The 14251-nt window shown below is 71.6% G+C and carries 11 protein-coding genes; 7 read left to right on the top strand and 4 right to left on the bottom strand.

Going from position 1 to position 14251, the window contains the following annotated elements; genetic code table 11:
* Positions 1-116: 116 nt before the first annotated feature.
* The 4 genes from ABZ939_RS06945 to ABZ939_RS06930 all read right to left on the bottom strand — a co-directional run bounded on the left by ABZ939_RS06945 (position 117) and on the right by ABZ939_RS06930 (position 6657).
* Positions 117-1472, bottom strand: a complete 1356-nt coding sequence (locus tag ABZ939_RS06945; RefSeq protein ID WP_361850136.1) for a phosphotransferase — start codon at positions 1470-1472, stop codon at positions 117-119.
* A gap of 240 nt (positions 1473-1712) precedes the next feature.
* Positions 1713-3422 carry a maltose alpha-D-glucosyltransferase gene (gene treS / locus ABZ939_RS06940; RefSeq protein WP_361850134.1) on the bottom strand — a complete coding sequence of 570 codons (1710 nt, stop codon included), beginning with the start codon at positions 3420-3422 and terminating at the stop codon, positions 1713-1715.
* The gene (locus ABZ939_RS06935) at positions 3419-5404 is read right to left on the bottom strand and encodes an alpha-1,4-glucan--maltose-1-phosphate maltosyltransferase (RefSeq protein WP_361850132.1); all 1986 of its coding nucleotides are present in this window, start codon (positions 5402-5404) and stop codon (positions 3419-3421) included. The genes treS and ABZ939_RS06935 overlap by 4 nt, the downstream gene beginning before the upstream one ends.
* Positions 5405-5715: 311 nt before the next feature.
* Positions 5716-6657, bottom strand: a complete 942-nt coding sequence (locus ABZ939_RS06930; protein WP_361850130.1) for an NmrA family NAD(P)-binding protein — start codon at positions 6655-6657, stop codon at positions 5716-5718.
* A 119-nt stretch (positions 6658-6776) separates the two neighbouring features.
* Here ABZ939_RS06930 and ABZ939_RS06925 point away from each other — a divergent pair, with 119 nt between their 5' ends.
* The 7 genes from ABZ939_RS06925 to ABZ939_RS06895 all read left to right on the top strand — a co-directional run bounded on the left by ABZ939_RS06925 (position 6777) and on the right by ABZ939_RS06895 (position 14238).
* Positions 6777-7730 (top strand): AraC family transcriptional regulator, encoded by a 954-nt coding sequence (locus ABZ939_RS06925; protein ID WP_361850128.1) that lies wholly within the window; start codon positions 6777-6779, stop codon positions 7728-7730.
* Between the two features lie 139 nt (positions 7731-7869).
* Positions 7870-8226, top strand: coding sequence for a hypothetical protein (locus ABZ939_RS06920; RefSeq protein WP_361850126.1), 357 nt, complete (start codon positions 7870-7872; stop codon positions 8224-8226).
* Positions 8223-8474 carry a hypothetical protein gene (locus tag ABZ939_RS06915; protein ID WP_361850124.1) on the top strand — a complete coding sequence of 84 codons (252 nt, stop codon included), beginning with the start codon at positions 8223-8225 and terminating at the stop codon, positions 8472-8474. The genes ABZ939_RS06920 and ABZ939_RS06915 overlap by 4 nt, the downstream gene beginning before the upstream one ends.
* 347 nt (positions 8475-8821) lie before the next feature.
* Entirely contained in the window at positions 8822-10234 is a 1413-nt protein-coding gene (locus ABZ939_RS06910) for a 4-hydroxyphenylacetate 3-hydroxylase N-terminal domain-containing protein (protein WP_361850122.1), read from the top strand.
* A complete protein-coding gene (locus ABZ939_RS06905) occupies positions 10231-11646 on the top strand; it encodes an MFS transporter (protein ID WP_361850120.1) in 1416 nt (471 codons plus the stop codon). The genes ABZ939_RS06910 and ABZ939_RS06905 overlap by 4 nt, the downstream gene beginning before the upstream one ends.
* Before the next feature lie 100 nt (positions 11647-11746).
* Positions 11747-12883 carry a monodechloroaminopyrrolnitrin synthase PrnB family protein gene (locus tag ABZ939_RS06900; RefSeq protein WP_361850118.1) on the top strand — a complete coding sequence of 379 codons (1137 nt, stop codon included), beginning with the start codon at positions 11747-11749 and terminating at the stop codon, positions 12881-12883.
* A gap of 11 nt (positions 12884-12894) precedes the next feature.
* Positions 12895-14238 (top strand): FAD-dependent monooxygenase, encoded by a 1344-nt coding sequence (locus ABZ939_RS06895; RefSeq protein WP_361850116.1) that lies wholly within the window; start codon positions 12895-12897, stop codon positions 14236-14238.
* The last annotated feature ends 13 nt before the right edge of the window (positions 14239-14251 follow it).

The raw sequence follows: 14251 nt of genomic DNA, 5'->3' as shown, positions 1-14251 counted from the left end.
CGGGGATGCCTCCTGCAAGGGGGTCGGAAGGATGGGACGGGGAAAATGCGCCGGTCCCCACGCAACCGCAACGCCGCGTGCCCCGCACAGGACACTCGGCCGAACGGGGTCCACGGTCACTCGGGGCCCGCCAATCGTTCGATCGCGGCCATGGGGACCGGGAGCCAGTCCGGTCGGTGGCGGGCCTCGTAGACGACCTCGTACACCGCTTTGTCGGTCTCGTAGGCGCGCAGCAGCGCCGGGTCGGTGCGGGGGTCCGTGCCCGAGATCTCGGCGTAGCCCGTGCAGTAGGCCGCGCGGCACCGCGCCGCCCACTCGGCGTTCCACGGGCGGTGGGTGCGCGCCGCGTAGTCGAAGGAGCGGAGCATGCCCGCGACGTCGCGGACCGCCGGCTGCGGGCGGCACCGTTCGGTGAGCGGCTTCGCGGGCTCGCCCTCGAAGTCGATCACCGTCCAGCCGCCGTCGTCCGCCGCCCGCAGTGTCTGGCCCAGGTGCAGATCGCCGTGGACCCGCTGGAGCAGGCCCGAGCCGACCGCGCCGCCCGCCGCCGCGAAGACGGCGCGCAGCGCGGGGACGTACGGCAGCAGCGCCGGCACCGCCTGCGCCGCCGCGTGCAGCCGCTGGTCCATCTCGCCGGCCAGATGCTCTGTCTGGGTCCGGTGCAGCCGCTCGGTCGGCAGCGCCGTCGCCAGGGCGAGGTGCACCTCCGCCGTGGCACGGCCCAGGGCATGGGCCTCGGTGGTGAACTCCCGGCCGTCCGCCAGCGCGTCGAGGGCAAGCCGCCAGCCGTCCCGCGAGTCCCGCAGATACGGCTGGAGGACGCCGAGCGTGCTGGCGCCCGACTCGAACCAGGCCACCGGTGCCGGGACCCGCGCACAGCCGGCCCGGGCGAGAGCGAGCGGCAGCTCCAGGTCCGGATTGGCCCCGGGGCTGACTCGGCGGAAGATCTTCAGGATGTACGTATCGCCGTACACGAGCGAGGAGTTGGACTGCTCGGCGTCCAGCACGCGCGGCGCAAGCGCGGCGGGCAGGGCGGCCGAACCATGGAAGCTCAGCGGGCCGATCCGGCCCGGTGTGCGCAGCCGCTCGTAGAGCAGCCCGGCGAGCCGCGGGTCGCGCAGCCCTTCGTACACCGCCCGGCCGGCCAGCGGCCCCTGTCGGATCCGCCCGATCAGGGCGGGGGCGAGGCGGGGCGGCAGCTGGGTCCGTACGCCCAGGAGCAGTTGGTAGCAGTCGGCGGGCGTTCCGGCCGGGCGGCCCGGCTGTTCGACCCGTACGAGCAGGTGCAGCAGCCCGGGTCCCGCGCCGTCCAGCGGCAGCAGCTCGGTGGCCGCTTCCAGACTGAATCCGATGACCCGGCGGCCCTTGCCCGCGAACCAGCGCTGCCGAGGCAGCCATTCATGGAGCAGGGGAGCGAGTGACGGGAGGAGGGCGGCCGGGGCCCGGGTGGTGGAGGATGCGGTCTCCGGCATGGCATCGCGTCCTTTCCCCGGGGGGCGCAGATTCGAGTTCGTGTGAATCGAGTTCAAATGCGCAAAGTGTCCCGGATGGCGGCTTCGACTGTCCGGAAGTGCGGGACGTGTCGGGAGGGGAAGATCCATTCGGGCCCGACAAGAAGGCCCGTATGGACCTGAATCGACCGTGTGTGGGACACAGTGCCCAGGGTGGCGCGGGGGAAACCCGCCCCACCCCGGGCAGTTGGCCCTTTTTCGTCAGCTCTTGGCCGACCGGGCCTTCTTCAGACGGAACCAGTAGAAGCCGTGACCCGCCAGGGTCAGCAGATACGGCCACTGCCCGATCGCCGGGAACCGCACCTGGCCGATCAGTTCCACCGGGCTCATCCCGTCGAACTGCCGCAGGTCCAGCTCCGTCGGCTGCGCGAACCGGGAGAAGTTGTTCACGCAGAGCACCAGATCGTCGCCGTCCTCCCGGAGGAAGGCGAGCACCGCCGGATTGGACGACGGCAGTTCCGTGTACGAGCCGAGCCCGAAGGCGCGGTTCTGCTTACGGATCTCGATCATCCGCTTCGTCCAGTGGAGCAGTGAGGACGGCGAGGCCATGCCCGACTCGACGTTGGTGACCTGGTAGCCGTGGACCGGGTCCATGATGGCCGGCAGCGTGAGCCGGCCCGGGTCGCAGGACGAGAAGCCCGCGTTCCGGTCCGGCGTCCACTGCATCGGGGTCCGCACCCCGTCCCGGTCGCCCAGCCAGATGTTGTCGCCCATCCCGATCTCGTCGCCGTAGTACAGCACCGGCGAGCCGGGCAGCGAGAACAGCAGCGCGGTGAACAGCTCCATCTGCTTGCGGTCGTTGTCGAGGAGCGGGGCGAGCCGCCGCCGGATGCCGATGTTGGCCCGCATCCGGGGATCCTTGGCGTACTCCGCGTACATGTAGTCACGCTCTTCGTCCGTGACCATCTCGAGGGTCAGCTCGTCGTGGTTGCGCAGGAAGATGCCCCACTGGCAGCCGTCCGGGATCGCCGGGGTCTTGGCCAGGATCTCCGAGACCGGGGTGCGCGACTCGCGCCGTACGGCCATGAAGATGCGCGGCATCACGGGGAAGTGGAACGCCATGTGGCACTCGTCGCCGCCCGAGCTGAAGTCGCCGAAGTAGTCGACCACGTCCTCAGGCCACTGGTTGGCCTCGGCGAGCAGCACCGTGTCCGGGTAGTGGTCGTCGATCTCCTTGCGGAGCTGCTTGAGGAAGGCGTGCGTGGCCGGGAGGTTCTCGCAGTTGGTCCCCTCCTGCTGGTACAGGTACGGCACGGCGTCCAGCCGGAAGCCGTCGATACCGAGGTCCAGCCAGAACTTCAGGGCCGACAGGATCTCCTCCTGCACCGCCGGGTTCTCGTAGTTGAGATCCGGCTGGTGCGAGAAGAACCGGTGCCAGTAGTACTGCTTGCGCACCGGGTCGAAGGTCCAGTTCGAGGTCTCCGTGTCGACGAAGATGATCCGCGCGTCCTGGAACTGCTTGTCGTCGTCCGCCCAGACGTAGTAGTCGCCGTACGGCCCGTCGGGGTTGGCGCGCGACTCCTGGAACCACGGGTGGGCGTCGCTCGTGTGGTTCATGACGAAGTCGATGATCACGCGCATGCCGCGCTGGTGCGCCGCGTCGACGAACTCCACGAAGTCGGCGAGATCGCCGAACTCCGGCAGCACGGAGGTGTAGTCGGCGACGTCGTAGCCGCCGTCCCGCAGAGGGGACTTGAAGAACGGCGGCAGCCAGAGGCAGTCGACGCCCAGCCACTGCAGGTAGTCCAGCCTGGACGTGATGCCCTTGAGGTCGCCTACGCCGTCCCCGTTGCTGTCCTGGAAGGACCTGACGAGCACTTCGTAGAAGACGGCCCTCTTGAACCAGTCCGGGTCACGGTCCTTGGCAGGCGTGTCCTCGAAGGTGTCGGGGACGGGCTCGTTGACAGTCATGATGTGGGTGACCCTCCGATCGGCGGGGACGGTCGCAGGGCGAAGAGGTGCGCGGGCGTGAGGCCCGGCTCGAGGCGCACATAGTTGGCCCTGCCCCAGTGATAGGTCTCACCGGTGAGCTCGTCGCGCACCGGTACGGTCTCGTGCCATTCGAGGCCGAGTTCCGGCATGTCCAACGAGACCGTGGCCTCCTGGGTGTGGTGCGGATCGAGGTTGGCGACCACCAGAACGGTGTTCGAACCCGACCTCTTGCTGTACGCGATCACCGCGTCGTTGTCGGTCGTGTGGAAGTGCAGGTTCCGAAGTCGGCGCAGGGCCGGGTGGCGGCGCCTGACCCGGTTGAGCGTGGTGATCAGCGGAGCGATCGAGGCCCCCGAGCGCTCCGCCGACTCCCAGTCGCGGGGCCGCAGTTGGTACTTCTCCGAGTCGAGGTACTCCTCGCTCCCGTCCCGCAGCGCCGTGCCCTCGCACAGCTCGTACCCGGCGTACATGCCCCAGGTCGGCGCCAGGGTGGCGGCCAGCACCGCTCGTACCTCGAAGGCCGGTCGGCCGCCCTTCTGGAGGTAGGCGTGCAGGATGTCGGGCGTGTTCACGAAGAGGTTCGGTCGCATGTGCGCCGCCGCCTCGCCGGACAGCTCCGTGAGGTACTCCGTCAGCTCCGCCTTGGTGTTGCGCCAGGTGAAGTACGTGTACGACTGCTGGAAGCCGATCGCGCCGAGGGTGTGCATCATCGCAGGCCGGGTGAACGCCTCCGCCAGGAAGATCACGTCCGGGTCGGTCCGGTTGATCTCGCCGATGACCCGCTCCCAGAACACCACCGGTTTGGTGTGCGGGTTGTCGACGCGGAAGATCCGTACGCCGTGGTCCATCCAGTGCCGCAGGACCCGCACGGTCTCGGCGACGATCCCCTTCATGTCCTTGTCGAACGCGATCGGATAGATGTCCTGGTACTTCTTCGGCGGGTTCTCGGCGTAGGCGATCGAACCGTCCGGGCGGTGGTGGAACCACTCCGGGTGCTTCTCCACCCACGGGTGGTCCGGCGAGCACTGGAGCGCGAAGTCCAGCGCGATCTCCAGGCGCAGTTCCCGGGCGCGCGCCACGAAGGCGTCGAAGTCCTCGATCGTGCCCAGATCCGGGTGGACCGCGTCGTGGCCGCCCTCGGGGGAACCGATCGCCCAGGGCACGCCGACGTCGTTCGGGCTCGCGGAGAGCGAGTTGTTGGGGCCCTTGCGGTGCGTGGTGCCGATGGGGTGGATGGGCGGCAGGTAGACCACGTCGAAGCCCATCGCGGCGATCGCCGGCAGCCGCTCGGCGGCGGTACGGAAGGTTCCCGGCCTGGTCCTGCCGCGGACCTTCTTCACGCCCTCCGAGCGCGGGAAGAACTCGTACCAGGAGCCGAACAGCGCCCGCTCGCGCTCCACCTGGAGCGGCAACGCGGGGGAGGAGCTGACCAGTTCGCGCAGCGGGTGCCGGTCAAGGGCCGCGGTCACCTGCGGGGCGAGCGCCGCCGCGAGCCGGGCCGCGGCGGGGCGGGACTCGTCGCGCAGCGCGTCCGCGGCGGCCAGCACGGCCTCCCGGCCGCCGCCCTTCTTCGGGACGCCCTTCGCGGCCCGCTCGTGCAGCTCGGCGCCCTCGGCGAGGACGAGTTCGGAGTCGATCCCCGCGGGGATCTTGATCTTCGCGGCGTGTCGCCACGTCGCCAGCGGATCGCTCCACGCCTCGACCGTGTACGTCCACAGTCCCTCGGCGTCCGGCGTGACCTCGGCGCCCCACCGGTCGGTACCGGGGGCCAGTTCACGCATCGGGGTCCAGGGGCCGGGGCGTCCTGAGGGGCCACGCAGCACGACGTTGGCGGCGACGGCGTCGTGGCCCTCGCGGAAAACAGTGGCCGTCACCTGGAAGGTTTCGCCGGCCACCGCCTTCGCGGGGCGGCGGCCGCAGTCGACCAGCGGGCGGACGTCCAGTACGGGAATACGTCCCATGAGCGGATTCACAGCATCACCTGAGGGTTTACGGGGGTGCGGGTGGTGGTGCGCTCTTTGTAGCTCCGTCGACGGCTGGCGGGTTGCGGGCATGGCCGCTCCTGTCCGCGTTCACTCGGATGGCGGGTCTACGGGGGTGTACCGGGGGAGCCTTCCACCCACTTCGGGTGGTCAATCCGGCGCTTTGTTAACTACCCGGACGTAGCTGTACGGACAAGCACACGGCACCCACAAGAAACCGGCCCCGTCCTTGTGGGACGGGACCGGTTCACGAACGGGCGTACGGATCGCCTGTACGGATCTCGTGCGCATCAACCCTGCGCGGACGGCGACTGCTCCTCCGCGTCGCCGGCCCACACCTGCCACGGCTGACGGGTCACCCACTCCTCCACCGGAGCCGGACGCACCCCGAGGACCTCCGCCGACACACCGTCATCGGCCGCCAGGAGCAGCGGGTCGGAGCCCATCGCCATGTAGTGGTAGATCCCGGCGACGCCGGCCGCCGTCTCCGGCCCCAGCAGCTGGGCCAGACCGCGCTCGAAGACCGCGGGCGACAGCTGCACGTACCGCACCGCCCGGCCGAGCCCCCGGCCGAACGCGGCCGCCAGCTCCGCGCCGGTCAGCGACTGCGCCCCGCCGATGTCGAAGGTGCGGCCGTCGAGACCCTCCACGGTCAGCGCCGCGAGCACCGCCTCCGCCAGGTCCCGGTGCGACAGCCACGCCGTCGGCGTGGACGGGGGCAGCGGATAGGCGAGGACGCCCTCGTCGACCAGGGCCGGGCCGTTCCACGGCGAGAAGAGGTTGTCCAGATACACCGGGGGCCGTACGACGACCAGCGGGACGCCGCTGTCCCGCAGCACCTCCTCGGCGATCCGCCGGGTCTCGAAGGCGGCCACCGACGTCGGGCCCTGCGGGAGGCGGGTGTTGGCGTTGTGGACCAGGCGTACGACGCCGGACTCCAGGGCGGCGAGCGCGATGTTGCGGGCGTAGCGGCGTACCCGCTCCGGCTCGTACACCAGGGGCATCGTCACCACGGCATGGGTCGTCCCCTCGAAGAGCCGCCGGACGTCCGCCGGGTTCGCCAGGTCGCCGGCCACGAAGGAGGCGCCGGGCAGCGGCGGGCGGTCGCCCGCGGGACGGCGGGTGAGCGTACGCACCCGGTGGTGCCGCTCGGCGAGCAGACGCGCCACGGCGCCCCCCTGGAAACCGGTCGCCCCCACGACCGCGACCCGCATCGGAATCTGACTGGACATGTGTGGTTGAGGCCCTTCGATAGGCTGTGGCTGCTGCTGCCGTGACGGCACTCTCAGGCTGCGGCGGGGGGCTTCGTCCGTTCAATTAACAAACCGGGGCGGAAGTTGAAGGATCGTCCATGGAAACCGTGGGAACCGACCGTGACGACCTGCTGAGCGAGCTGCTGCAGCCGCTCCGCCTCACCGGCGTCTTCGACAGTCGCTGGCACGTCCGCGCGCCCTGGGCCATCGAGGGGGACGCCGAACAGAGCTGCGCCGTTCTGCACTACATCGTCGAGGGCGGCTGCTGGATCACCGGTGACGACCGGCCTCCCCTGGAGCTGCGCGCCGGCGACCTGATCGTCTTCCCCACCGGCACCGCCCACCGGCTCTCCGACCGGCCGGACCGCCAGGGTGTGCCGCTCAAGGCCGTGCTGCCCGAACGCCGGCCCGGCACCTCCGGCGAGATCGTCATCGACGGCCCCGGCCCGGAGAGCCGGCTGCTGTGCGCCGGTCTCCACTACGACGCCAGCGCCGCCACCGGCCTCTACACCTCGCTGCCCTGGGCCCTCGTCCTCGACGGCGCCCAGGTCGACCGCGAACCGCTGCTCCGCGACACCCTGCGGCTGCTCGCCTCGCCCGACCGGCCCGTCGGCCCCGGAGACCGCCTCATCACCCTGCGGGCCTTCGAGATGGCCCTCGTCCTCGCCCTGCGCCCCCTGCTGCGCGAACTCGCCGACAACCCGACCTCACTGCCCATGCTCCGCCACCCCGGCATCAGCCGCGCCCTGGTGGTCATAGCCACCCGCTTCGCCGAACCCTGGACCATCGAATCCCTCGCCCGCGAGGTCGGCATGTCCCGCTCGGCGTTCACGGCCGCCTTCCGCGACCTCGTCGGCGAGTCCCCGGCCCGCCACCTGACCAGCCGCCGCATGCAGGAGGCGGCCCGTCTCCTGACGGAGACCTCCCTGGCCCAGTCGGGCGTCCCGGCCCGGGTCGGATACCAGAGCGCGGTCGGCTTCCACCTGGCGTTCAGGAAGTGGTTCGGGGTGACCCCGGGGGAGTACCGGGCGGGCGTGGACAACGCGGCGTGAGCAGAGCTCCCGGCCCCCGGGGCCTCGTGCCGTGAGCGCGCTACTGGCCCGGCCCGGACGCCGACAGTCTCTGCATGCAGCGCAGCCCTCGCACACTCCGGCTGGCTAGGCTTGGCCGGGGCCCACCCTGGAGGACACGATGAGTACACAGCCAATCGACGGCGGGGAGCTGATCCCCCGCCCCGAGCGCACTCCGCAAGCCCTGCGCCTCGCCATGGCACGCGTCGCCCCGCACCGCCTGGCTGAGATGGAAAAGGCCAAGGAAGAGGCGTTCGAGTTCGCTGCCGAGACGGGCAAGATCGGCCACATCCACCAGTGGGTCGCGTACTGGGCGGCACAGGTTGAGATCGAACGGCGGCCTGACCTTTTCCTTCGACGCGACCGAGCGCTCGAGGCCGTACATCGGACGACGAACCGAGAAGATCCGGCTTTCCGCCCCGCCATGGACGAGCTGCGCGCCGTGGACGACGAGGCCGCGCGGGCGGTGTCCGAGTGACCTGGAGGTGGGAGTACGACCCCAGCGAGGAGTACGTCATCGGTGGTGCTCCGCCGGCGTTCGTCGCCGAGGTCGAGAAGAAAGCCGATGAGCTGCTCAGGGCCGCTGAAGCCTTCTACCTCGATGGCACCGTGTACGGGGAGATGGGACCCAAAGGCGAGACGGCCCGGGTACCCCACGGGATGTTCGTCTACCTCGTCGTTCCCCGCAGCGAATGCGTCTACATCCGACAGGTGACGTGCATCTGACCCGGGACGCAGGGCGGCGCCCCCTGGGGTGGGTCGCGCCTGCCTGAGTGGTGTGCGCCCCCGTGTAGTCGCCACTGGTCAGAAAGTGCACCGCGCGCTCCGCGAGGAAGGGTTGATCCATACCGAGCCCGGGCTGGGGTCGTTCGTCGCGAAGTCGCCCGAGGGTGGTACCCCCACCGCGTAGGCGCGCTCGAAGTGCACAAATGCCACATGAACGGAAGCTGACTGGCCGGTTCTTAAGGACCGCTGGACGGACGTTCATTGCCTCGTGGGGGCCGGCCGTGAAGGCTCGGGACCGGCACAGCCGATCGGCACAGCCGTGACCCACGAGGAGAGGCGATATCACCGTGACGAGGTCCGGGCAGGAGTATCTGGAGGCACTGCGCGACGGGCGCGAGGTCTGGCTCGACGGTGAGCGGATCAAGGACGTCACCACGCACCCCGCCTTCCGGGCCACCGCGGCCTCCTTCGCCGGGCTCTTCGACCTCGCCCACGACTCCCCGCACGCCTCCACCCTCGTCCAGGGCGGGGTGCACCGCGCGTGCGCCGTGCCCCGTTCGTACGAGGACCTGGTCGCGCGCCGACGGGCGTACAAGGTGTGGGCGGAGGCGAGTTACGGCTTCCTGGGGCGGACCCCCGACTACATGGCGTCCGGCGCCGCCGGGTTCGCCGCCGCGCCCGAGGTGTTCACCACCGACTGCTTCGACGGTGCCGAGAACGCGCTCGCGTACCACCGCAGGCTCGCCGAGGGCGGACTGCACTGCGCGTTCACCATCACCAACCCGGCCTGCGAGGGCGTCCGGGTCGTCGAGGACCGCGCCGACGGGATCGTGGTGCGCGGCGCCAAGACCATCGGCACCGGCGCCGTCTTCGCCGACGAGATCCTCGTCGGGACCATCGAGCCGCTCGCGCCCGAGGACGTCGACCGTGCGCTGTCGTTTTCCGTGCGCCCCGACACCCCCGGCCTCAAGCTCGTCTCCCGGACCTCGTACGAAGCGCAGGCACGCTCCGTTTTCGACCATCCGCTCTCCTCCCGCTACGACGAGAACGACGCCGTCCTCGTCTGCGACGACGTGTTCGTGCCCTGGGAACGGGTGCTGACCTACCGGGACGTGGCCGCGACGGCCGCGATGTGGTGGGAGACCCCGGCCTACCTGAACTTCGTGCACCAGTCCGCGACCCGCTTCTGGACCAAGCTGGAGTTCCTCACCGGCCTCGCGATCCTCATCGCCCGCTCCAACGGCACGGAGAAGATCCCCCAGGTCACCCAGGCGATCGGGCGGCTGCTGGGGATGGTCGCGCAGGCCAAGGCGTTCGTCCTCGCGGCCGAGGCGTCGTGGGAGCCGGTCGACGGCGGGCGGGGCGGCGTGCGGCCCGGGCGGGACATCTCCTTCGCCCAGCGCATCATGGCCGGCGAGCTGTACCCGCGAGCGGTCGAGGACATCAAGCTGCTCGCCGGCGGCGCGATCCTCCAGACCCCCGCGAGCGCCCGCGACCTGCTCCACCCCGAGCTGGGGGCGCTCGTGCGCCAGTACTTCCGTACGCCCGGACAGCCTGCCGAAGACCGGCTCAAGCTCCTCAAGCTCGCCTGGGACGCGCTCGGCACGGAGTTCGCCGGGCGACATGAGCAGTACGAACGCTTCTACCAGGGCGCCCCGCACGTCTATCTGACGATGCAGACCTGGGCGGGCGCGGCCGACGGCTGCGAGAGCCTGGCACAGGCCTGCCTGGACGGGTACGACCTGGGGACGACCAGGTGACGGTCGGCCGCACGCCGCGCGGCGCTCTCGTGCTGCTCGCCGCCACGCAGTTGTTGCTCATCCTCGACACCGCGATCGTCAACGTCGCACTGCCCTCCGTCGGCGAGGACCTCGGGGCGGGGGCCACCGGGTTGTCCTGGGTGGCGAACGCGTATCTGATCACCTTCGGGGGGCTGTTGCTGCTCGGCGGGCGCGCCGCCGATCTGCTCGGACACCGGCGGGTGTTCCTCGCCGGGCTCGGGCTGCTCGCGGTCGCCTCCGCCGTCGGCGCCCTCGCGCCGGACGCCGGCGTCCTGGTCGCCGCCCGCGCCGCCCAGGGCCTCGGTGCCGCGCTCGCCGCGGCCGCCGCGTTCGCGCTGCTGCTCGTCCTCTTCCCCGACGGGCCCGCCCGGCACAAGGCGCTCGGCGCGTTCGCCGCGATGGGGGGCCTCGGCGGTGTCCTCGGGACCGTACTCGGCGGCGTCCTGACGGATCTCCTGGGATGGCGGTCCACCCTGTGGCTCAACGTCCTCGCCGCCCTGCTCCTCGGCGCCCTCGCCCTGCGCGTGATCGCGGAAAGCGCCACCGGGGGCAGCGGCCTCGACCTCGCCGGCGCCCTCACCGGCACCGGCGGCCTCGGGCTCGTCGCCTACGCGCTCGTCGGCGCCGCCGAGAACGGATGGGTCTCCGCGCCGACCATCGGCGCGGGCGCCGGCGGACTGGCCCTCCTCGCCGCCTTCGCCGTCGTCGAGACCCGGTCCACGCGGCCGCTCGTGCCCCCGGCCGTCCTCGCCCGCCCCGCCCTCCGTCGCGCCAACGCCCTCAGCGCCCTCGCCCAGATGACGCTCTTCCCGATGTTCTTCCTGGTCAGCATCTATCTGCAGAGCGTCCTCGGGTACGCGCCCCTCGGCGGCGGTCTCGGCCTGCTGCCCCTCTCGCTCGTCGTCGTCGCCGTCGCCCCGCAGACCGGCCGGCTCATCTTCCGGCTCGGAGTGACCCGGACCATGACCCTGGGCTTCGCACTGCTGTGCGCCGGCACCCTCTGGCTGGCCCTCGCGCTCACCCCCGACGGCAGCTTCCTCACCACCGTCCTCGCCCCCAGCCTCCTCCTGGGCGCCGCCCTGCCGCTCGTCATGGTCACCACCAATGTGGCCGCCACGGCCGAGGCCGCCCCCGAGGAGACCGGGCTCGCCTCCGGACTGGTCAACACCAGCCAGCAGTTCGGCTCGGTCCTCGGCCTCGCCGTCCTCGTGGCCGTCGCCACCACCGGTACCGAATCAGCCACCGCGGCCGCCCGGACCGACGGGTTCCGGGCCGCTCTGCTCGTCGGCGCGGTCTTCGCCGCCGCCGCCACGATGATCTCCGTACGCTTGCGCCTGCCCACGCCCACCCCGGCGCCGCCACGCCGCGGACGCGTGGCCGAACCACGGTGAACACGGTGACCACGTAGACCCGGCGAGTGAGCCGAGGGGACCGCGACCGTCGACGCGCTCCCCGGAGGTGAACGAGCCCCGAAAAAGAGGGGGCATTCCGTTGGCCCTGTACGACCTTGTCGCGCCCCGGCTCGAGGAACGCGGAGACCCGCGCTACTGCATAGCCGACATACGCTCCGCCGACCCGCTCGGCGCCGACGCCCTGCTCGCCGCACTGCCCGCGATGAACGCCGACGCCGACACTGCCGCTCTCACGGTCGCCTTACGCACCGTCGTCCCCGACCGGGAGCTGGCCGCCGAGTGGAGCGTGGTGGACGCGCTCGCCGCGATGCGCGACCTCGGCATCCTGCTCGGCTCGCTGAAACGTCACGGCATCCAGCCCGTGGCCGCCGTCCCCGAAGTCCTCCCGGTCCTCGAACTCCTCGGCCGCCGCACCGACATGGTGCCCCGCGACACCGTGCACCACTACACGACCTGGAACCCGCCCGGCCCGCGCCGGCGGATGTACACCGGCCACCCCATGGAGGCCCATCTCCAGGAAGCCGTCCGGATGGCGTTCCCCGGGCTCGTCTCCGCCCTCGACACCTGTTCGCGGCTCGCCCGGCTCGAACCGTACGACCCCGGTTTCGCGGTCGCCCTCGACCGCACCGCCCAGCACGTCCAGTCGATGGTCGACTCCATCGACCACACGATCGCCCATGTCTCCCCGGAGTTCTTCGCACTGACCCTGCGCCCCTACTTCGAGGAGATCGACGTCGCCGGACGCGACTACCTCGGCCCGGCCGCCGCCCAGGTCCCGCTCTGGCTGGTCGACCTGACGCTCTGGCAGTGCGACCGCTCGAACCCCGCCTACGACGCGTTCCTCGCCGACTCCGTCCAGTACAGCCTGCCGTCCTGGCGGGACTTCCACGCCCGCCACGCCGGCGGTGTCTCGGCCGTCAGCAAGCTCTCCGCGGCCATCAGCTGGGAGAACGCCGACCGGCTGCCCCCGCAACTGGCCGCCTCCGCCCACGCGCTCGGCCGGGTGCTCCGGATCCTCAAGACCTTCCGCGCCCGCCACATCGGCATGGCCCGCAAGGCGTACGCGGACGACCTGCGGCTCTACGAGGAAGGGAGCGGCGGCGCCCCGATCGCCCTGCTGCGATCGATCCTCGACCTCACCCGGGACAACGAGACCATGGTGCGCCGCGCGACCGGGGGCCGTTCGGGGGCCGGTTCCGGCGCCTCGGCCGGCTGAGGGAGGACCCGATGACCCTGCGCACCCCGTACGAGCCCTTCCTGCCGGACAGCGGGCGCGATCTGCCCGGCAGCGGGCTCCTCCACATCGTCGTCGCCGGCGGCGGCATCGCCGGCCTCACCACCGCTCTCGCCCTGCACGCCGCCGGATTCGACCGGGTCACCGTCGTCGAGTCCGCCCGGGAGAACCTCCCCGTCGGCGCCGGCCTCAACCTGCTGCCCCCCGCGGTCCGCGAACTCGACGCGCTCGGGCTGCTCCCACGCCTCGAAGCCGGTGCCCTGCGCACCCGCGAGCTGCGCTACTACCACCGCTGCGGCGGCCTGATCTCCCGCGAGCCGCGCGGGCTCGGCGCCGGCTACCGCTGGCCGCAGCTCTCGATCCACCGCGCCCACCTCCAGCACGTCCTCGCCGAGGCGGTACGGGAACGGCTCGGCGCGGCCGCCCTGGTCACCGGCGTCCGGGTCACCGGGGTGGAGCCGCTGCCCGATGGCCGTGCCCGTGTCCGGCTCGAGCACCGCGACGGTGCCCGGCGCGGCCGGGCCTCCCTGGAACCCGATGTGCTCATCGGCGCGGACGGCATCCGCTCCGCCGTCAGAGCGGCGCTCAACCCCACCGAGGGCAGCCCGCCCTGGAACGGGATGCTGGTGTGGCGCGGCGTGTCGCGGATGCCGGCCCGTGCCGTCGGCTCCTTCATGTTCATCGCGGGCGACGACCGGCAGAAGGCCGTGGTCTACCCGATGCACCGGGCGGGGGACGACGTACTGGTCAACTGGGCGCTCGCCCGGCCCGCCGAGGCCGCGGAGGAGGAGTACCGGGGCGACTGGAACCGTCCCGTACCCGTGGAGACGTTCCTGCACCATTACGACGGGTGGGAGTTCGACGGCGTCAGTGTTCCCGAGGTGCTGAGGGCTGCCGACACCGCCCACGAGTACCCGATGGTCGACCGCGAGCCCCTCGACCGGTGGAGCCACGGCCGCACCACGCTGATCGGCGACGCGGCGCACGCGATGTACCCGATCGGCTCCAACGGCGCCACCCAGTCCGTCGTGGACGCCCGTGCCCTCGCCCACGCCCTGGCCCTCCACCGCGATCCGGCGGAGGCCCTCGCCTCGTACGAGCGCGACCGCAGGCCCGCCACCACCGCGCTCCAGCTCGCCAACCGGCGGCTCGGCCCCGAGGCCGTCATCAATCTGGCGCACGAGCGGGCGCCGCACGGGTTCACCGACATCCACCAGGTGATCCCCGCCGCCGAACTGGCCGCGATCGCGGCCCGCTACGCGGCCACCGGCGCCTGCGACCCGGCCGCCGTCAACCAGGGCTCGCCCTACACCGTGCCCCTGAGCGCGCTCCCCTGACGCCGCGCCACCG

The organism is Streptomyces sp. NPDC046712, assembly GCF_040645695.1.
In the GTDB taxonomy this organism is placed as follows: domain Bacteria; phylum Actinomycetota; class Actinomycetes; order Streptomycetales; family Streptomycetaceae; genus Streptomyces.
Note: the sequence above shows the minus strand (reverse complement) of the source record. Positions and strands in the feature narration are given on the sequence as shown.